This window comes from Psychrobacter sp. VH5 (assembly GCF_050572635.1).
GTDB lineage: Bacteria > Pseudomonadota > Gammaproteobacteria > Pseudomonadales > Moraxellaceae > Psychrobacter > Psychrobacter celer.
Window position 1 is genome coordinate 374,142 of the sequence record NZ_CP192145.1, and the last position, 22,229, is coordinate 396,370.

General features: G+C 42.2%; 13 protein-coding genes. All 13 read left to right on the top strand.

All coding sequences use genetic code 11. The annotated features are described in order from the left end of the window. Positions 1 to 396 precede the first annotated feature (396 nt). Positions 397 to 783 carry a succinate dehydrogenase, cytochrome b556 subunit gene (gene sdhC / locus ACNFVB_RS01630; RefSeq protein ID WP_075101402.1) on the top strand — a complete coding sequence of 129 codons (387 nt, stop codon included), beginning with the start codon at positions 397 to 399 and terminating at the stop codon, positions 781 to 783. A 2-nt stretch (positions 784 to 785) separates the two neighbouring features. Then, positions 786 to 1,190, top strand: coding sequence for a succinate dehydrogenase, hydrophobic membrane anchor protein (gene sdhD / locus ACNFVB_RS01635; RefSeq protein ID WP_075101435.1), 405 nt, complete (start codon positions 786 to 788; stop codon positions 1,188 to 1,190). A 389-nt stretch (positions 1,191 to 1,579) separates the two neighbouring features. After that, positions 1,580 to 3,430 (top strand): succinate dehydrogenase flavoprotein subunit, encoded by a 1,851-nt coding sequence (gene sdhA / locus ACNFVB_RS01640; RefSeq protein WP_075101403.1) that lies wholly within the window; start codon positions 1,580 to 1,582, stop codon positions 3,428 to 3,430. Between the two features lie 186 nt (positions 3,431 to 3,616). Next, positions 3,617 to 4,327, top strand: a complete 711-nt coding sequence (locus ACNFVB_RS01645; protein WP_105244551.1) for a succinate dehydrogenase iron-sulfur subunit — start codon at positions 3,617 to 3,619, stop codon at positions 4,325 to 4,327. A gap of 1,098 nt (positions 4,328 to 5,425) precedes the next feature. After that, positions 5,426 to 8,308: a 2-oxoglutarate dehydrogenase E1 component gene (locus tag ACNFVB_RS01650; RefSeq protein ID WP_430737868.1), complete on the top strand. Its 2,883-nt coding sequence runs from the start codon at positions 5,426 to 5,428 to the stop codon at positions 8,306 to 8,308. 163 nt (positions 8,309 to 8,471) lie between these two features. Further along, positions 8,472 to 9,719, top strand: coding sequence for a 2-oxoglutarate dehydrogenase complex dihydrolipoyllysine-residue succinyltransferase (odhB, locus tag ACNFVB_RS01655; RefSeq protein ID WP_289055557.1), 1,248 nt, complete (start codon positions 8,472 to 8,474; stop codon positions 9,717 to 9,719). Positions 9,720 to 10,086: 367 nt separating this feature from the next. Next, entirely contained in the window at positions 10,087 to 11,541 is a 1,455-nt protein-coding gene (lpdA, locus tag ACNFVB_RS01660; RefSeq protein ID WP_430737869.1) for a dihydrolipoyl dehydrogenase, read from the top strand. A gap of 185 nt (positions 11,542 to 11,726) precedes the next feature. After that, positions 11,727 to 12,893, top strand: a complete 1,167-nt coding sequence (gene sucC / locus ACNFVB_RS01665) for an ADP-forming succinate--CoA ligase subunit beta (protein WP_075101408.1) — start codon at positions 11,727 to 11,729, stop codon at positions 12,891 to 12,893. Positions 12,894 to 13,080: 187 nt separating this feature from the next. Next, entirely contained in the window at positions 13,081 to 13,956 is an 876-nt protein-coding gene (gene sucD / locus ACNFVB_RS01670) for a succinate--CoA ligase subunit alpha (RefSeq protein WP_075101409.1), read from the top strand. Between the two features lie 94 nt (positions 13,957 to 14,050). After that, entirely contained in the window at positions 14,051 to 15,088 is a 1,038-nt protein-coding gene (gene galE, locus ACNFVB_RS01675) for a UDP-glucose 4-epimerase GalE (protein WP_430737870.1), read from the top strand. A gap of 48 nt (positions 15,089 to 15,136) precedes the next feature. Then, positions 15,137 to 16,633 carry a hypothetical protein gene (locus ACNFVB_RS01680; protein WP_430737871.1) on the top strand — a complete coding sequence of 499 codons (1,497 nt, stop codon included), beginning with the start codon at positions 15,137 to 15,139 and terminating at the stop codon, positions 16,631 to 16,633. A gap of 97 nt (positions 16,634 to 16,730) precedes the next feature. Then, positions 16,731 to 20,453 carry a glycosyltransferase gene (locus ACNFVB_RS01685; protein WP_430737872.1) on the top strand — a complete coding sequence of 1,241 codons (3,723 nt, stop codon included), beginning with the start codon at positions 16,731 to 16,733 and terminating at the stop codon, positions 20,451 to 20,453. A 93-nt stretch (positions 20,454 to 20,546) separates the two neighbouring features. Continuing rightward, on the top strand, positions 20,547 to 22,196 hold the full coding sequence (locus ACNFVB_RS01690) for a hypothetical protein (RefSeq protein WP_430737873.1): 1,650 nt from the start codon (positions 20,547 to 20,549) through the stop codon (positions 22,194 to 22,196). Positions 22,197 to 22,229: the final 33 nt, after the last annotated feature.

Genomic DNA, 22,229 nt, shown 5'->3' on the forward strand with positions numbered 1-22,229 from the left:
GTTCTTGTTAACTGTTCTATTTTTAAACACTTAGCGTCAGGTTTGCACCCCTATAGATAACACAATCGCAAGATAACAAAACACGGTTATCTTGTGATAAGTGCGACCAGTAAAAATAGACTAGTTAATCGATCTTACTCATGTTTATTTTCTTTGTTGTATAATAGACAGGTTGTTTGACCGATCTGTTTGCCAAGCAGTTGTAAACCGAGCAGTCGTAGACAAAGTATCAATACCTTACCACATGATTCTTTCTTCACCTTTAGCACAAACTAAACGAAGTCAGCTAGCTCTTCCTTACTTTATTCGTCTCGTGTGTTGCTCTACGCTTAATTGACACAATCCCGATCTATGTCATGCGTTGATAGCAGATACAGGAGTATAACCGCAAAAAGGATGCCCGCTGTGAAAAGCAACCGACCTATTGATCTGCCTTTAAGCCAAGTGATTAGCGTTAATCGCTCACCGATTGCGATCGCTTCTATCTTGCATCGTATCTCTGGCATTATTTTATTTTTATTGATTCCTGTCATGTTGTGGTTACTACAGAACTCATTGGCGTCGCCTGAGAGTTTTGAGACCGTGTTTGACAACGTACTTGTGCGCTTTTTAGCATGGATATTTGTGGCTGCGATTGCTTATCACTTTGTGATGGGCATCAAGCACTTATTTGCTGATATGGGCATGAACGAAGAGCTAAAATCTGGCCGTGCCGCATCTAAGGTCAGTTTTGTGATTGCAGCGATTTTAATTGTCGCGTCATTTGTATGGGTGATGTTCTAATGATTAAAAATGATTCAGGAATCAAAAGCGCAACTGGTCTGACAGGTTCAGGCTCACGTGATTGGATTGTCCAGCGTATCAGCGCAGTCGTTTTGGCCGTTTATAGTGTGGTGTTGCTGGGTTTCTTTTTGACCCATGGCGATGTCACTTATCTTGAGTGGTCGTCATTTATGACCAGCTTACCGATGCGTCTGTTTAGCTTGGTCGCTGTGGTGGCACTTGCAGGCCATGCTTGGGTAGGTATGTGGACCGTATTCACTGACTATATCACCTCAGGCAAGATGGGTGAGAGCGCGCCAAGATTGCGTTTGGTATTACAGACTTTGATGATTATCTCTATTTTAGTCTTTTTATTTTGGGGCATCATGATTTTTTGGGGTAATGGCTTTGGTGTCGTTGCTGTTTAATGATGAGGTGAGCATCCAGATTGGGTGGTAACGCCAAAATATCGATAAAAATGGATGGCTGTAAACGTGATTGAGAGCTTGGTTATTACTGCCATTCATACATAGCCGAAAATAGTCATAGCATTGGGTTTGGCTACTTATTTATTTTATGTCTAATATTTTATGTTTAAAAAGACAAATGCGCTGATAGGGCGCTCGATAGATAAGTCGCCGAGCATAATACCGCTCAGCCCAGTATAACGATAGATATGCAAATTAAGTGGTTAAAGGCCAGATGTGTCATGTGCTTTAGGTAAGCTGCACTGAGAAAATAACTATTGGTGTACAGACACAGGACAGATAGCCTTTTTATTTACTTCTAAGCATTAACAGGCATTAGGAAAACCGTAATGGCAACTAGACAAGATAATACCATTAGTAATATTAAGACCCTAAACTACGATGCCGTCATCGTCGGTGGTGGTGGTTCAGGGATGCGTGCTTCACTGCATTTGGCTGAGTCAGGCATGAAGGTTGCAGTTTTGACCAAAGTATTCCCAACCCGTTCGCACACCGTCGCAGCCCAAGGTGGCATCGGTGCAAGTTTGGGTAACATGAGTAACGATAACTGGCATTTTCACTTTTATGACACCGTAAAAGGCTCAGATTGGTTGGGTGACCAAGACGCGATCGAATACATGTGCCGTGAAGCGCCAAAAGTCGTCTATGAGCTTGAGCACATGGGCATGCCGTTTGACCGTAACGAAGATGGCACGATTTATCAGCGCCCATTTGGTGGTCATACCTCAAACTATGGCGAAAAAGCGGTACAACGCGCGTGTGCGGCAGCTGACCGTACAGGTCACGCCCTGCTACATACGCTGTATCAAAAAAACCTAGAGCAAGGCACCGAATTCTTTATCGAGTGGATTGCGCTTGATTTGATCAAAGACGAAGATGGCAACATCAACGGTGTGGTAGCGATTGAGCAAGAGACTGGTACCATCGCTGTCTTCCAGTCACCAATCACCGTACTAGCGACAGGTGGTGCAGGCCGTATCTTCGCCGCGTCTACCAACGCTTATATCAACACAGGTGACGGTATTGGTATGGCCGTGCGTGCTGGTATCCCGCTACAAGATATGGAGTTTTGGCAGTTCCACCCAACCGGTGTGCATGGTGCCGGCGTACTACTGACCGAAGGGTGCCGCGGTGAAGGGGCTATCTTGCGTAACAAAGATGGCGAAGCGTTCATGGAGCGTTATGCGCCAACGGTCAAAGACCTAGCGCCTCGTGACCTTGTATCGCGCTCGATGGACCAAGAAATCAAAGAAGGCCGCGGCTGTGGTCCGAACGCTGACCATATCGTAATGGACATGACGCACCTAGGTGTCGATACCATTATGAAGCGTCTACCATCAGTGTTTGAAATCGGTAAAAACTTCGCCAACGTCGACATCACCAAAGAGCCAATTCCAGTTATCCCGACCATTCACTATATGATGGGCGGTATTCCAACCACGATTCATGGTCAGGTCATCGTACCAGATCTAGAAGCGGGTACCGATGAAAACGGTCTATACGCTAAAGGCAACGTGGTGAAAGGCCTCTATGCCATCGGTGAGTGTGCGTGCGTCAGTGTCCACGGTGCCAACCGTTTAGGTACCAACTCACTTCTTGACTTGGTGGTATTTGGCCGCGCGGCTGGTAAGCACATCGTTGATGAGTTCCACCATGCCGACCACAACTATAAGCCATTAGATCCACGTGTGCTTGACTTCACCATGCGTCGCCTAGACAAGCTGCAGCAGTCTACTGAAGGCTACAATGCGCAAGATGTCGCTGATGAAATCCGCGCTACCATGCAAAAACATGCCAGCGTATTCCGTACCCAAGCCATCATGGACGAAGGTGTCGAAAAAATCTTGGCACTGGGTGAAAAAATCGACAAGATCCACTTGGCCGATAAATCACAAGTCTTTAACACCGCTCGTATCGAAGCCTTTGAAGTGGCAAACTTATACGAAGTTGCGAAAGCCACAATGATTTCAGCGGCGCATCGTCACGAAAGCCGCGGCGCGCATAGTGTCTCTGATTACGATCGTCCAGAAGATGATGATTACGCACCAAATGGCCGTAACGATCACGAGTGGATGAAGCATACCTTGTGGTATTCTGAAGGCAACCGCATCATTTATAAGCCAGTTCGTAAAGTGCCGTTGACAGTCGACTATATCGAGCCAAAAGTTCGCGTCTACTAATATTGGACGCCGCGCCTGATATATACTCGATATATAAACTGCGCAAACGTTTTATCCCTTATTCATTTATTAAAAGGTGACCGCCAGCTACATGCACTTGCCCGCACTAATGATAAATCATTCGTTAGCGCGGTGAGATCGCAGTCTTTGTATGCCCGCCATCACCTATGTGTGGAGTTTAGCATTATGAGCCGAGGTACTCGCACCATCGAAATCTATCGCTACGATCCTGATGTGGACGCAGCGCCGCGCATGCAAACCTATACGATTGAGCTGTTAGACTCAGATCGTATGTTGCTTGACGTGTTATTACGCCTAAAGAAAGAAGATGAGACCCTCACTTTCCGCCGCTCTTGCCGCGAAGGCATTTGTGGCTCTGATGGCATGAACATCAATGGCAAAAACGGTCTTGCATGTCTTATCAACATGAACACCTTGCCAGAAAAAGTCACCGTCCGTCCTCTACCAGGTCTGCCTGTGGTTCGTGATTTGGTCGTCGATATGAACCAATTCTACGAGCAATACGAAAAAGTACACCCGTACTTAATCAATGATCAGCCAGCACCGCCGACAGAGCGTCTGCAATCACCTGAGCAGCGCGAACAACTAAACGGTCTGTACGAATGTATCTTATGTGCATGCTGTTCGACCAGCTGCCCATCATTCTGGTGGAACCCTGATAAGTTCTTAGGCCCATCAGCATTGCTACACGCCTATCGTTTTGTGGCTGATAGCCGTGACAGTGATACGCAAGCGCGTCTTGCTCGTTTGGACGATCCGTTTAGTTTGTTCCGTTGCCGCGGTATCATGAACTGTGTGTCAGTTTGTCCAAAAGGCTTGAATCCAACCAAAGCAATTGGTCATCTGCGTAATATGTTGATTGACCAAGCAGGTTAATCGTTTATAATTGCATGGTTTTTTACAGATACTGTAAAAAAAACACCACCTAGCCATTAGGTGGTGTTTTTTATTGATTAGGGGGCGGGGGCTTCTCAACGGCGCAACCTACATTTACAGACAGCAGCGCAAGCGCGATGTGTTTTTAGCGTGCATCGATGACAGTATGATGGTAAAGCTATATTGACAGTACGTTGGTCATGTGTAAGAAGGTCTGTGATAAAGATGCGCGGCCTATATAATTAGATACGCAATATCATTAACTTGATAGAAAAGTCATACGGGTAAGCGTACATTAGCTCAGGGTTTTGATGAGGTATTTGCCTTTATTTAGGTAATTTTAGTGCTTGATTGGGCCGAATGCTTAGGAAGATTTTGCTACTTTAGGTATAATGGCAAGCCAGAATCAGCCAATAATGATATCATTATATTGATAATAGATATTCATTATGTAAATACCTAGTATTGAACAAACAAACTATGTCGTAAAAAATAGACATGCTACCCTATACAGCAATGTATATTTGGCTAAGAGTGTCACCTATCTCATTGATAGGATAACAGTTCAGCCAAAATAGCCGTATGAAAGGCTAGCTGAAAGCAGGAAGACTGGCGAGTCATTGGTTGCTATTGCAACATCTATACACACCTTGCCAGCCATATGTGTCAGGTGAATAGTTGTTATGATCTTGCCACGACCGCATGGATAACCAGTGGTTAATACATGTTAGTTAATAGATTTGTTATGGCTTTTTGCATTATATATAAATTAATGTTGTGAAACGAGTTGGTTCAGAAAACTGAGCGTTCACAAATAGTTATATTTTTACCAACACTATTGTAATAACTGCGATCAGCACTACTTAGCTATTGTCGACACCATATGTTAGCGGCAATGCAAAAATAGACGAGAGACAGTCAGCGGTCAATTTTCTTGACTCTTGCTTGACGTAAGTTACGTCATAGGTTATCCAGACTTTTGACAACCAATAAGCGCTCAGCCGCTGATGTGATACAAGGTTTACATAGCAGATATACGACAGATTACACAATAATAAGCACGATTCCATTCATTTATCTATCAAATAGACGATTATTATGAATAGTATAACCAAAGACGCAGCAGAGCTAGGACATACTGAACTGGCCGCTGACAATGCCAATTATATCGAAGCGCTCTACGAGCAATACCTAACAGATCCTGATAGTGTGGATGCGGACTGGCAAACGTATTTTGAACAGTACAAGTCGCCAAATGACGCCAAACACAATGCTATTAAGGATCAGTTTTTATTGCTGGCCCGCAATCAAACCGCCAATAAAGTCAACACCGACACCAGTAGCGCGTCTGCTGGCAGTGCCGACTGTGCGGATCCTAAACAAATGGGTGTGCAGCAGCTGATCTCAGCTTACCGCCGCCGTGGTCATCGCCGTGCCAAGCTAGATCCATTAGATCTGCATCCGCGTGCCGAAGTAGAAGATCTGACGCTAGAATATCACAACCTATCAGAGGCCGATCTCGATACGGTATTCCCGACCAATGATTTAAACATCGGTAAAGACGAAGCGACACTCTGTGAGATCATCGAAATCATGGAGCGTGTGTACTGCCGTTATATCGGTGTTGAATACATGCACGTGACCACCAGCACCGAAAAACGCTGGATGGAAAAATACCTCGAGACCAACCTAGGCTATATCGAATTTGATAAAGAAAAACGTCTATCTATCTTAGAGCGTCTGACAGCGGCTGAAGGCCTAGAGAAATATCTGGCTCGTAAATATACCGGCGTCAAACGTTTCGGTCTAGAAGGCGGCGAGAGCTTTATCCCAGCCATCAATGAAATCATCCAACGTGCTGGCGGCTATGGCACCAAAGAGATGGTCATTGGTATGGCGCACCGTGGCCGTCTAAACCTATTGGTCAATATCTTAGGTAAAAACCCTGCCGATTTGTTTGATGAATTCGATGGTAAGGTACAGCCAGAAAAAGGCTCAGGCGACGTTAAGTATCATAACGGTTTTTCTTCTAACGTTATGACACCAGGTGGTGAGGCGCATTTGGCTCTAGCCTTTAACCCATCGCACCTTGAAATCGTAGCGCCCGTCTTACAAGGCTCGGTACGTGCACGTCAAGTTCGCCGTAACGATCAGCCGTTAATGGACAACAAAGGCGGTAACTCAGTGCTGCCAATCGTCATCCATGGTGATGCTGCTTTTGCCGGTCAGGGTGTGGTTCAAGAAACCTTCCAGATGTCACAGACGCGTGGTTATACCACGGGTGGTACGGTTCATATCGTGATCAACAACCAAGTCGGCTTTACGACCAGCCGTCAAGAAGACGCACGCTCAACCGAGTACTGTACTGATGTGGCCAAGATGGTGCATGCACCTATCTTACACGTCAACGGCGATGACCCTGAGTCTGTGGTGTTTGCTGCGCAATTGGCACTAGACTACCGTCATGAGTTTGGCAAAGACATCATCATTGATTTGTTCTGCTATCGCCGTAACGGTCACAACGAAGCCGACGAGCCATCAGCGACGCAGCCTTTGATGTATGCAGTTATCAAAAAACTGCCTACGACGCGTACTATCTACGCACAAAAGCTCATCGCCGATGGCGTCCTTAGCGCAGAAGAAGAAAAACAGTACGAAAATGACTACCGTGAGTCGCTAGACCGTGGTGATTATGTCGCCAACTCATTGGTCAGCAAGCCAAACGAAGCGTTATTTGTCGATTGGAAGCCCTACCTAGGTCATGATTTGGTCGATGAATGGGATACCAGCGTCGATATCGAAAAATTAAAAGAGTATGGCCGCCGTATGGCGCAAATGCCAGAAGGCTACAAGCTACAGCGCCAAGTACAAAAAGTGGTCGATCAGCGTTTAGCCATGCAAACAGGCGAAGAGCCACTGAACTGGGGCGCCGCTGAAACTTTGGCCTATGCATCATTGGTCGATCATGACAATGCCTTGGTTCGTATCACTGGTGAAGATGTCGGCCGTGGTACTTTCTCGCATCGTCATAGTGAGATCTACAACGTCAATGACGGCAGCATGTATGTGCCTTTATCACATATCAGCGAAAACCAAGCACGTTTTGCCACTTATAACTCGTTGTTGTCAGAAGAAGCGGTACTGGCCTTTGAATACGGTTATGCAACCACCGTACCCAACGCGCTCATCGTTTGGGAAGCGCAGTTTGGTGACTTCGTCAACGGCGCGCAAGTGGTGATTGATCAGTTTATCTCAAGCGGCGAGACCAAATGGCAGCGCGTTTGTGGTCTAACCATGCTGTTGCCACATGGCTATGAAGGTCAAGGCCCTGAGCATTCATCAGCACGTCTTGAGCGTTTCTTGCAGCTATGTGCCGAAGACAACATGCAAGTGATTACCCCAACGACGCCTGCACAGATTTATCATGCCTTACGTCGTCAAGCGGTACGCCCAATTCGTAAACCGCTTATCGTTATGTCACCGAAGAGCCTACTACGTCATAAGCTGGCAACCTCTCACTTAGAAGAGCTTGCCAACGGTAAGTTTGAGACGGTACTGCCAGAGATGGATGAGCACAATGCAGACAACATCACTCGTATGGTGCTCTGTGGTGGTAAGGTCTACTATGATCTACTTGAGCAGCGCCGTGCGCTTGGACTTGATCATGTGGCCATCGTCCGTATTGAGCAGCTTTATCCATTGCCAGAAAAACGCTTGATTGCTGAGATCGAAAAATACAGCAACCTAAAAGAAATCGTTTGGACGCAAGAAGAGCCATTGAACCAAGGTGCTTGGTACTATCTGGCGCCGCATATGTTCCGTATCGTCGTACCACATCCAACCAAGGCAAAAGTCATGGAGCCAGTGGCACGTCCACCGAGCGCCGCTCCTGCGACAGGGTCGCCAAAACTGCATGCTCAGCAGCAGCAAGCACTGATCGCAGGCGGTCTTGGTATCAGTGTCGATGAGCTGGCAAAGTAAGATAAGTGACAGACGTTACAAGTTATAGATTATAGAAGACACATGAAGCAGGCGATGACAGTCAGTACTGGCAATACCTATCAGTGACATTGTTGCACACAGTATTGACTGCCTATCACGACTTAATAACGCATATAAATATCCAAATCTAAGGAGTATATCGATGGCTGATATCAAAGCCCCCGTTTTTCCAGAATCGGTTGCCGATGGCACGATCGTCGAATGGCATGTCAGTGAAGGTCAGCAAGTAAACCGTGATGACCTATTGGCTGAAATCGAAACCGACAAAGTTGTTTTAGAAGTTGTGGCACCTGATGATGGTGTTGTGACCAAAATCGTCAAGCAAGTAGATGACACAGTACTATCTGACGAGCTAATCGCTGAATTTGAAGCGGGTGCAAGCGGCAGCACAGACTCAAACGATGAACCAGCAGTCAACCCAGACCAGCCAGCGGCACCAGTGCAAGCTAAGCAAGGTACAGATGGCGGTGAGCCAGTACAAGCCACTGACAAAAAAGACGAAGCCGACCATAAAGATCAAAGCCCAGCCGTGCGTAAAGCGGCCAAAGAGTCTGGCGTAGATCCGAAAAACGTCGAAGGCAGTGGCCGCGGTGGCCGTGTGACCAAGAGTGATATGGCAAACCCAACGCTAAAAGCCGACAGCTCTATCAAGTCAGATAGTGGTCGTCCTGTGGCAGAGTCCACTGGCGAGCGTACCGAAAAACGCGTCCCAATGACGCGCCTACGTAAGCGTGTCGCTGAGCGTCTACTGTCAGCTACTCAAGAAACCGCTATGTTGACGACCTTTAACGAAGTCAATATGAAGCCGTTGATGGACATGCGTACTAAGTACAAAGAGAAGTTCGAAAAACGTCATGGCGTACGTCTAGGCTTTATGTCGCTATTTGTCAAAGCGGCGACCGAAGCACTCAAACGCTTTCCAGCGGTAAACGCTTCACTAGACGGTGATGACATCGTTTATCATGGTTTTTATGACATCGGTGTGGCGGTATCATCAGATCGCGGCCTCGTCGTTCCTGTACTGCGCGATACTGACCGTATGGGTATGGCGGACATCGAAGCCAAAATCCGTGAATACGGTAGCAAGGCGCAAGAAGGCAAGCTTGGTCTAGACGAGATGACGGGTGGTACATTCACTATCTCAAACGGCGGTGTATTTGGTTCACTGATGTCAACACCTATCTTGAACCCACCGCAAACTGCTATCTTGGGTATGCATGCAATCAACGAGCGCCCAATGGCGGTCGACGGTAAAGTTGAGATCTTGCCGATGATGTATCTAGCGCTGTCTTATGACCACCGTATGATCGATGGTAAAGAAGCGGTACAATTCTTAGTGACACTAAAAGAATTGGTCGAAGATCCTACTATGCTTCTTTTAGACCTGTAAGCTTCTAAGCTTGTATTGGCAATCGCTGATACAAGTTTTTTAACTTTGGTATCGGCCATTGTCATTTGAGTAAAATCACGCTTAGCAATAATCAAGCCGTTTAGTTATGACATTTAATTGTGACGTTTAATGAAGATGCAGTCCTATAGGGCGGCGTCTGACGGCGGGTCGTTAGTACTCTTTATCGAGCTGCCTGTATTTGGGGCAGCCTATTGGCTACTACAGACGTCATCAAAACCAGACAGATGATTAACCCTGTGGTTAAAGATGAGATCGGTCGTTATTGCACAAAAGTGACACCATCGTGCCGATATATCTCACACAACATGAGCAAAATCTAAAATAATCTAAAAAATAGGAACGTACTATGAAAGACAATTATGATTTGGTCGTCATCGGCGGCGGTCCTGGCGGTTATGAAGCAGCCATTCGCGCAGGTCAGCTTGGTATGAGCGTGGCCTGTATCGAAAAACGCGTTTATAAAGGCGAGCCTGCGCTTGGCGGTACTTGTCTAAACGTCGGTTGTATCCCATCAAAAGCCTTGCTGGATAGCTCGCATCGTTATGAAGCGACCAAGCATGACTTAGCTGAGCATGGCATCAGCACAGGTGATGTCTCTATCGATATCGAGCAGATGATCGCTCGCAAAGAAGGCATCGTCAAGCAGTTGACCGGCGGCGTGGCAGCATTGCTCAAGGGCAATGGCGTTGACTGGCTACAAGGCTGGGGCACATTAGAAGATGGTAAAGGTAGCGAGAAAAAAGTTAAATTTACCGCGCTAGAAGACGACAGCGAAACGACCATCACCGCAAAAAATGTCATTCTTGCGGCAGGCTCAGTGCCTATCGAGATTCCAGTGGCCAAAACTGACGGCGACCGTATCGTCGACTCGACTGGCGCACTGGACTTTACTGAAGTACCTAAGCGCCTTGGTGTGATCGGTGCGGGCGTGATCGGTCTTGAGCTAGGCTCTGTATGGCGCCGCTTGGGTAGTGAGGTTGTGGTATATGAAGCACTACCAAGCTTCTTAGCCGCCGCTGACAAAGACATCGCCAAAGAAGCCGGCAAACTGCTGAAAAAGCAAGGCCTTGATATCCGTGTCGATACCAAAGTTACCAACGCTGAAGTCAAAGGCGATCAAGTCGTTGTGACCAGCGAAGCCAAAGGCGAAGCCTCAGATGAGAGCTTTGATAAGCTAATCGTCTGTGTCGGTCGCCGTGCCTACTCTGAAAAACTACTGGGCGAAGACAGCGGTATCACCTTAACCGAGCGCGGTCTAATCGATGTCGACGAGCAGTGCAAAACCAATCTAGACGGCGTCTATGCCATTGGTGATCTGGTACGTGGTCCTATGCTTGCACACAAAGCGATGGAAGAAGGCATGATGGCCGTCGAGCGTATCCATGGCGAAAAAGCTCAGGTCAACTACGACACCATCATCAACGTCATCTATACCCATCCAGAAATCGCATGGGTTGGCATGACTGAGCAAGAAGCCGAAGAAGCAGGTTATGAAGTTAAAACTGGCTCATTTAACCTAGCGGCCAACGGTCGTGCGCTCGCGCAAAGCGAAGGCCAAGGCTCTATCAAAGTCGTCGCCGATGCCAAAACAGATCGTTTGTTAGGTATGCATGCCATCTCTGCAGGCGCAGGTGATATCGTCCATCAAGGCATGATCGCGATGGAGTTTGTCTCTAGTATCGAAGACCTGCAGCTGATGACGTTTGCTCATCCAACGATCTCAGAAGCAGTACACGAAGCGGCGCTATCTGCAGATGGCCGTGCTATCCACGCTATCCAGCGTAAAAAGCGTAAAAAATAAGTCGTTCGCTACCGTTGCAAAACAAGCAAACAAATAAGCAAGTATCGATTTATGACTTGACTATTTAGGCGTCAATGATAGTACTGCTATCGGCGCTGCTGCTATGGTCATAAGTGCGCCAGACTCTGGTCTACGCGCACTTATTTTCACTTTTTATTAATTGTAAAAAACAAGGGATACAATCAATGAATTTACATGAGTATCAAGCAAAAGAGCTATTAAAAAGCTACGGATTGCCTATTCAAGAAGGCATCATCGCCCACAATGGCGACGAAGCTGCTGCTGCTTTTGACAAAACCCCAACCGATATCGCCGTCATCAAAGCACAGGTACACGCTGGTGGCCGTGGTAAAGCGGGCGGTGTAAAGCTGGTTAAGACTCGTGAAGAAGCCAAGCAAGTGGCAGAAGAGCTCATCGGTACTAACTTGGTCACCTTCCAGACTGATGCTGATGGCCAACCCGTCAACTTCGTCTTGGTTGCAGAAGATATGTATCCAGTACAGACTGAGCTATATCTTGGTGCCGTGGTCGACCGTGCCACCCGCCGTGTGACCTTTATGGCATCAACCGAAGGCGGCGTCGATATCGAAGAAGTCGCTAATGAGACACCAGAAAAAATCTTCAAAGTACATGTAGATCCATTAGTCGGTCTAATGCCGTTCCAAGCGCGTGATGTGGCGTTTAAACTTGGCCTAGAAGGTAAGCAAATCAACCAGTTCGTTAAACTAATGACTGGCGCCTATAAAGCCTTTGTCGAAAACGACTTTGCCCTAATGGAAATCAACCCATTAGCTGTACGCGAAAATGGTGAAATTGTCTGTGTCGATGGCAAAATCGGTATCGACTCAAACGCCCTATATCGTCTACCAAAAATTGCAGCCCTACAAGACAAAACGCAAGAAAACGAGCGTGAGCTAAAAGCTGCTGAGTTTGACCTAAACTATGTCGCCCTAGAAGGCAACATCGGCTGTATGGTCAACGGTGCGGGTCTTGCGATGGCGACCATGGACATCATCAAACTGTACGGCGGCAAGCCTGCTAACTTCCTAGACGTGGGCGGCGGTGCAACCAAAGATCGCGTTGTAGAAGCGTTCAAAATCATCCTAGAAGACAGCAGCGTAGAAGGCGTTCTTATCAACATCTTCGGTGGTATCGTACGCTGTGACATGATCGCAGAAGCCATCATCGCTGCGGTCAAAGAAGTCGACGTACAAGTACCTGTCGTCGTGCGTTTAGAAGGTAACAACGCTGAAAAAGGCGCGCAAATCCTAGAAGAGTCTGGTCTAAAACTGATCTCAGCTCAAGGCCTCGCAGACGCTGCACAAAAAATTGTCGAAGCTGTACAAGCTTAATACCGATTGCGCCAGCGCCTTAGAGTAGGGCGATGAAACCTAACTCTAAGCATATAAGCGCTATCGCATAGTCGTCAAAGCGTGATGGCACTTGCTAGGCTCGGATCGTCATTGTCAGATCATCATTGATAGTGGTCATCAGTCGTCAAGTCGCTGTCACAAGACAACCGAATACAAGGAAAAAATAATGAGTGTATTAATCGATAAAGATACCAAAGTATTGGTACAAGGTTTTACGGGTAAAAATGGTACCTTCCATTCAGAGCAAGCCATCGAATACGGCACCAAAGTCGTCGGCGGCGTAACCCCAGGTAAAGGCGGTCAAACGCACCTAGGCCTACCAGTATTTAATACAATGGCGGAAGCCATGGAAGCGACTCAAGCGGATGCTTCTGTTATCTACGTACCAGCACCATTTGTACTAGACTCTATCGTTGAAGCAATCGATGCTGGCGTGAAGCTGATCGTCGTGATCACTGAAGGCGTACCGACTCTCGATATGCTAAAAGCAAAACGCTATCTAGAAGAAGCGGGCGATGTACGTCTAGTGGGTCCAAACTGCCCAGGCGTCATCACCCCAGGCGAATGTAAAATTGGTATCATGCCAGGCCATATCCATCAGCCAGGTAAAGTGGGCATCATCTCACGCTCTGGTACTTTGACTTATGAAGCGGTCGCGCAGACCACAAAGCTAGGCTTTGGTCAGTCAACCTGTATCGGTATCGGTGGTGATCCTATCCCTGGCATGAACCAGATCGACGCGCTAAAACTGTTTGAAGAAGATCCACAGACCGAAGCGATCATCTTGATCGGTGAGATCGGTGGTACTGCGGAAGAAGAAGCCGCCGCTTATATCAAAGACCATGTAACGAAGCCTGTGGTTGGCTACATCGCTGGTGTCACTGCTCCAGAAGGCAAGCGTATGGGCCATGCTGGCGCGATCATCTCTGGTGGTCAAGGTACTGCAGAAGAGAAGTTTAGAGCCTTTGAGGATGCGGGTATCGCGTATACACGTGACCCATCGAAGCTAGGCGATAAGCTAAAAGAAGTTACTGGCTGGTAAGATAGACATTATCTATAGTGAAGCTACTAAAACTATATTGAAATGTTAAGAAGACACCCCTACAATGGGGTGTTTTTTATTGGTTTGAAAAATTATGAAACAAAAAATCCTCGTCACAGGCGGCGCAGGCTACATCGGCTCTCATACTTGTATAGCCTTGCATCAGGCAGGCTACGAGATAGTAGTTTATGACAATCTATCTAACAGTAGCCGTGAAGCAATCAATCGTGTCTCTCACCTTATCGGCAAGCCCATTGAGTTTATTAAGGATGACATCCGTGATGCCAAGGCATTAAGACAAGTGTTCGACGCTCATCAATTCTTTGGTGTCATACATTTTGCCGGATTAAAAGCCGTCGGTGAGTCCGTCGCCAAGCCCTTACTTTATTATAATAACAACGTCAGTGGCACCATCACCTTACTCGAAGTCATGACAGAATACGACGTTAAAAACCTCGTGTTTTCCTCATCAGCTACGGTTTATGGTGATCCTGAAACCCTGCCTATCGATGAGACTGCCCCGCGCTCCTGTACCAATCCCTATGGTCAGAGCAAGCTGACCGTCGAGCATATCCTAGAAGACCTAGCCGTCTCCGATACTAGCTGGAGTCTAATCTCTCTGAGATACTTCAATCCAGTGGGCGCGCATCCATCAGGGCAGATAGGCGAAGACCCAAACGACATTCCAAATAATCTCATGCCCTATATCTCGCAAGTCGCCGTTGGTAAGCTGGAGAAACTTAGCATCTTTGGCAATGACTATCCGACCGTCGATGGCACAGGGGTACGGGATTTTATCCATGTCAGTGATTTGGCATCCGGTCATGTCGCGGCACTGAATTATTTACAGCAGCAAGTTCATGTACAGCACAGCTCAGCAGGGTTTTTGCCTATTAATTTAGGGACTGGCACTGGTACGTCGGTGTTAGAGCTGGTCAATGCTTTTACCGACACCACAGGGCAGCGCGTGCCGTATCAGTTTGTCGCGCGGCGTGCCGGAGACATCGCCAGCTGCTATGCCAGCGCTGATAAAGCCAAAGTGCTACTTGGCTGGCACGCTAAGCTGTCTGTCGCGGAGATGTGTGCAGATACCTGGCGCTGGCAGAGTCAAAATCCGAATGGCTATAAGTGAATAAACTTATCTTATCTATTATTATTGTTATTTACTAAGGAAACCCACATGAGTATTATCATTCAAGCTGGACATAAAACCTCTAAATCCAAGCAGTTGATAGAAAAACTATATGAAAGAGGTTTGAGTAGACCTGCTGACAGCTATACTCATAAAATGACGCCTCAGCAAGTTTCAGAGACGCTCTATAAAGTGCTTGCGCGAGAAGATATGTCATCTGCCAATGAAAAGATGGCCGATAATGTGATGACGGATTTTCTTTTGGCTAATTTGGATGCTGAAAACTGGGGCTGGGAGTCTGATAAAAATTTAGCTAGTTTAGAATACTGGGAAGAGGTTGAGCATGATGTAGGGTTTATTCTTGTATTTGATCATCCAAGTAATATTCTTAAAGAATTCGCAGATGTAGTTTTGACTACAGATATGATTAATCAAGCTATGAATGAGTGGGTTGATTATCATCAAAAAATGTTAGATTTTTTATCATCTAATAATGAGAAATGTATACTAATTGAAGGTAAGGGTGCTCTTAGTAATATTAGTAAATACAAAGCTGAAGTTAAAAAGATCACAAATAGCTTAGTGTTGAAAAGTGGTTGGCAAGTAGCTAGTTATGAAGAGTCTTTAGTTACTGGTTTAGGTGGTGATACGAATATTATCAATGAACTGGCTACGAATGAAATATTGAGTAAGTTTCCAGAGTTGATCGATGTTTTTAATGGTTTATTATCTAAAGCCTCATTAAAGACTAGTGAGAATATATTTAAAACAAAAAGGTTGGATCTTGATAGTCTAGTGAGTGCCGTAAACTATTTCAATGAAAGTGAGCAGAGAAAAAAATATGAGTTAGAAAAGATAAGTACTAAGCTGTCAAAGGCCTACAGTGAAATAGCTAGCTTAAAAAAATCTATTGATATTCATGTAGGAAATACAAGGGTTCTAGAAGAGAAACTGAATCAAGAGAATAAAAAACTAATTGAAAGTATAAAAGACTATAACTCATTAAGTAAAGAGAGTAAAAAGACTATTGATGATCTTAAAAAACAAGCTGAAGATATTAGATCTCAATCTATTGAGAGTATTGAGAAGGAAAATATTCAGCTTATTAACCAAATTCATGTGCTCCAGGAAAATTTAGAAAAGTATTTAAAAAATGATGATAAACAAGTAGTTACCGATGTCAAGCAGTCAAAACCGAGACCAATCTACTATGGTGCAGCTGATAGGATAAAAGAAGACTTACCTTATAGAGTTGGCTCTGCAATTATCAATCATTCAAAATCACCTTCATCTATAGTTAGACTACCGTCTGCAGTCGTAAAAGAATATCGAGATTTTGATAGAAATACGAAGAAAAATGAGAATCTCCCAGCAATAGAAGAGTATGAAGATGCTGATGATGCAGTAAAAGTTAAAAGTCATTTATCTTATATTATTGGGCTTACAATTACAGATGCCTTAAAATCTCCCAGTAGTATCCCTAAAATTCCATTCAAGTTAAGTAGAGATGTAATAAACTTTAAATTAGATAAAAGAAAGAAATAATACAGCCTGTTAAGTAAGCTTTTAGTATTTTAGCTATATAAATTAAAAGTAGAGTACTCTTAGTTACTAGAAGTGTTTGAATTAAGGAAGAGATTTGATGAGTGTAAAAATTGCAAATAGTTTGTATAAACAAGGCAGGTTTCAAGAGGCTTATGAACTATATGTTGAGCTTCAAGAACGTTACGGTACTAGTCTCTTTGAAGCTAATGTTAGTTTATGTAAGAAGAGTATGGGGTATAAGCCAGCTTCTAGTGAAACAAATATTCAAGATTTAAGTTATTTAAATTCTTATTTTGATCACGTATACGTAGTAAATTTAAAGCATAAAGTTAAAGATAAACTAACAATTGCTCAGCATTTGAAGAAAAAAAATATCTATTTTGAGGTTTTTGAGGCGACCGATGGTTATAAAGGAGAGGCGTATCAAAAATGGCTAGAATATAGTAAAAGACCATTAGGAACTTTCAAGCGTTATAAACATTTCAGTGATAAAGAGATTAAGCTTCGCAGAAGCCTAATCGAATCCGCTGGAGCATTGGGGTATATCTATACATATCTAAGAATACTGGACGATGCTAAGAACAAAGGGTATGAAAGGTTTTTAATACTCGAAGACGATGTATTATTGGATAATCAGTTCGAGGAAAAATTTAAGAGTTTTACTCGTAATATAAACGATAAATGGAAGATTCTCTTATTGGGCGCATCTCAATATGGATGGAGTGGTATAGGTGAAAAAGAATCATTAGATAAAGGCTATTATTTGCCAAGAAGAATAGACGGTAACACTACATGTGGATCTTTTGCAATTGCATTTCATCAATCAGTTATTGAAGAAATGATAGATGCTGCTAGTTCTTTAGAAGCGCCTTTCGATCACCTACCTCTTGGAGAGCTTTATGAGAGACATATAAATAAATGCTTTGTAGCTTATCCTAATATAGTTATTGCTGATGTAGAAGAGAGTGCTATTAGAGGTAAACGCTCACAAGTTGAACATAGTAAAAGAGTTAAATGGAGGTTAGAAAACTTCGATTATCCTCTTTTAAAGCCTAGTGTTTCAATAGTTTTGAGCTCTAGTAACAATCTAAAATATATTGAAAGTTTTAAAAATGAAAAAGAACTTCCTTTTAATGTTAGGATTTACTATAACTCAACAGATGGTCTAAGACCTCTTCATAATCCCGTCGTATTAAATGAAGCTTATAATGAGATAGTAAGCACTGAGAGCTCTAGAATAGTAACAGAATCAGACTATACGGTGACATTGAGTAAAAATTATCATATTAGCGAGTCTGACTTAATTAGTTATATCGAATTCGAAGCTGGTGTAACAAATGTACGTAATGATAGATTAGTTAGTTTAAATAAAAATAAAAGGCCAGTTGCTGTTAGAGGTAGAGCAACTGTAATTATACCTACGTATAAACGAGCGGACAATCTCAGAAACGCAATCGAGTCAGTAGTTCTGCAAGACTATGAAGACATAGAGTTAATTGTAGTAAGTGACAATGGTAATAAACAAAAGCTAAATGCTGAAGTAGAAGCTATTGTTGATAGCTTCAGACGGGTTTCAAGTAACTGTAATATTAAACTTATAAAACATAAGTTTAATAGGAATGGCTCAGCTGCACGGAATACAGGAATAATGAACTCTACTGGTGAGTATATTAGTTTTCTTGATGATGACGATATATATATCCAAGGTAGGTTGTCAAAAGTAATTAAAAAGTTAAAAAGCTTACCAGAGAACATAGGAGCAGTATATTGTGGGTTTCTGGGATGGAATTCTAAGGTAAATAATTTGGGTCGATATACTGAGGGTGATTTAACTGAGGAGTTTTTGAGTTTAGATTACTCTCGGCATTATCTCCATACTAATACGGCTACCTATAGAAGACATGTTATACTTGAATTAAATGGATTCGATGAATCATATAAGCGACATCAAGACCTAGAGTTTAATCTAAGGTTTTTTGAACTTTATGAAATCTCAACTTATCAGGAGGCTCTAGTAAAACTAAAGCCGCAGCCTGTTACAGTTAGTAATAGGCTCTTTAATTCTGAAATGATTGAACTGAAAACTAAGTTTCTAAACCAATTTAGATATTTAATAAAATCTTTTCCTGATGATGTTCAATATAGAATCTACAATGCTCATGTTCAAGAGACTGTTAAGTATACTAGAGAGGCCGGCGAGGCAATTAAATATTATGCTAAAAAATTTGATGACTTTAATATAAGATTGTTAATTAGTCTATTAGCAGAAAAGCATCCCTCCCTAAATAATGAGTTAAACAGTCAGCTATTAAAAAACGAGTTTCATAAAAATGAAATTGGTTTTTATAGAATAATAGGAAATAATCACTCAACACTACAGTCACAAGAACAAACCTATCAGAATTTAATTAAAGTTCTGGATGAAGAAGAGGCTTTTGAGAATGTAGATAAGTACTTTGTACTTAATAGAATTACTAATTCTAAGCTACAAAAAAAACTTAAGGATGTATTAGAGTCTCGAGGCGCTAAGTACTTGGAGATAACCTACGATAAAGAAATATATAGAAAAATAGGTTACGACTTAAAGAATATCCCTAATCCAGAATCTTGGTTTAAAGATTTCGACGTCTGGAATAGGTTAGTTATGAATGTTGAAATTAGAGAGTCTAAAAACCGGTATCTAATAAATAATAATGGAGCTAGAAACTTCGTTTTAAAGAATGGGAAACGTAACCATGAATGGGTAATGCCATGGGATGGTAATTGCTTTATAACAAAGGCTGAAATTGAGAAAATTAAAGCTGATATGGAGAGTTCTGGTAATATTAAATATATTCTTACACCTATGGAGAGAGTATCTAATAACGAAGTAGTAAGCAAACAGTCAGCTATATCCAATGCTGTAGAGGAACCTCAAATTACTTTTCGTTATGATGCAGTTGAATGCTTCAATGAGGATAGAGTATATGGTAATCAACCAAAAGTAGAGCTCTTTAAAAGATTAGGTGTTGAAGGAAAATGGGATGGGTGGACTAAGCTGAGCCCTTGGGTAGACTTAAAGTATTCAAAATCTAGTGAGGCTGGCTTGTTTAAAAAGAGTGGTGCAACATTCAGACTGTCTTCTGGTAAAACAGAAGCCGTTACAAAAGCATCCCAAAGAAATATATTAAGAAAGCAGGCAATTATTAACTATATAGATGAGTCAGAAGTAGTTATATTAAAAGAGAATCTAAATATAATAGGTTTTTCTGATAGTCTCCCTAATAGTTTGAAAGGGTTTATTGCAAACTTAGATATTAGAAAAATGCACAATAAACTTACATGGTTTGTTAAACAAAAGAAAACCTTAGAAGCTAAGTCACTGATGTCTGAGTTTGTGACTCTCTTTAATAGAACTACTAATTTAGACGATAAGGTTTTTATATTTATATCTTTATACTCTAATGCATTACTTGAAGAAGGGATGAAGATATTTAATTTTTGTGATCAAACAAAATGCTTTATTGCTGGTAAGCCAGAGGAAGTTTATAAGCAATACGATTTGAATGACTTGAATGCATTTATATCTTGTCTGACAAGTGCGTTTATAGCGAACTTATACCTTTTAAGAAACGGTCAGTTACTTGAAGCAGTACGTATGAAGTCAGAAGTATCAATGTTAGTGTATCACTATGCAATTAATATTGAAAAAATCGGAAATGATAAGAAAGTTTACAGTATTATTTATTTGATTAATAATACTTACAAAAAACTGTACGATTATGATTTAATTAGAGATTTATGGATTACTGGTGTTGATAATAATAAAGTCTTTATTTAAATGTCATATATGGTGATATATAATGCAAGAGAATGTTTCATCCATATAGTTTTATATTAATTTCGATCTCAGCTATTTGAGTTAGGATAAAAAATGTTTCTAATTAAACAAAAAGATTTTTTTGTAATTTGCTCTGATGACTATTCAAATAGTGTGTCTGAAAGGTATCGTATAGATACTGATAGTGGATTTAATGAGAAGAGTTTTATGGGTTATTGTTTTCAAGACAATAGGCTTTTTCATGAGTTATATAATGAAATACCAGATATAAGTGCTCTAGAAGATACTTATTATTATAATTGCGGTGTTTTTTGTGCCATTATTATTGAAAAATCCACCCGAATATTTACTGATCCTATGGGTCAGTATCCAGTATTCTACTATCATAATGGCAACTCTTTTATTGTAAGTAACAATTTCTTCGCAATTTCAAGCATTTTAAATAACAAAAATATTAATATTGATTGTATGGTGGATTATGTTACTTATCTATCTCCATTAAAACAAGAAACTATCCTTGAGAATGTATATAGATTAAGTAGTTACCAAAGTATAAAAATAAAAAATGAGTCTTTTTTAGTAGTTAAACATAATAATTATCTTTTAGATCTAGATTATAATGAACTGCTGAATATTACAGCTAATCGTATGAAATTACGTGCTAAAGCCTTACTCGAAAAACATAAACCTGTATGTCACTTGACAGGCGGTGGAGATTCAAGGCTTGCATTAGCGTCATTACTTAGTAGCGGGTTTGAAGGGAATGTATTTTCTTACGGTGACGGTCGCTCTGAAGATAGATTAATAAGTAATCTTGTAGCAACAACTTATAACCTTACACCAGGAACAGTCAAAAAGTTTGGTCTACATGTAAACGATCTTAAAAAATACGTAAACATGGTGGTGGCATTTAATGGAATTAAGTCTGCACATTTTAGTAACTGGGGTAGTGGTAGCGATAAAGGTTACTGTGAAGTTACTGGCTACTTTGGTGAAATTATTAAAGGCTTTGGTAGTATTAACTTTAAGAAAGATAAATTCCCTAGCAGGATTAGCTATCACGATTACTATAGAAAGCATTCAAACTTTGATGGTGATATTTTTGATCAAGCTGACTTAAGAGTGACTGAAGAGCTTAGAGATAAGCAACACTTTGATAGTTCGATTCTTAATAATATACTATTTTACTTACGTAATCGTTGCTCAAGTCACTGTGGTATGCATAGTGTAGTTTCAAACAGAAGGTTTATTAGTATCGATTTAGATTATGATCCTTTGTTGTTGAGCTTAGTGAATAGCTGTAAATACTCTGAGGCACATATTAAAGCTGGAGCAATAACAGTTGATTTAATTAAGACCATACATTCAACTAAACTAGCTACTTTACCTTATCAAGGTAGAGTTATACCGAAGTTCACAAAATGGATTAAAGATTTAGATATTCCGCTCTCTTGTACAGAGAGGTATAATCCAGAACATGAAATGCTAGAAAAAATGAAGGTAGATCATATTTATAAAGAACCAGATCTTAACTTTAATAAGCTGGGAGTTGAAAACTATAGGTTTAATGGTCCAACTGCACTATACCAATCCCCTCATTTTTTAAAGTTTTATCAAGACTATCCTGTTTTTCTGTCTGCATTAAGTGCAAAAAAAGGAGATAAAAGGTTTGAGTTAACCACTTTATCTTCGTTAATTGTTTGTGAGCTAATAACGAAAAAAGAAATTTATAGCTTTCTATAAGCTTCTCATAAATTGATTAACTTCTCTTCTAGT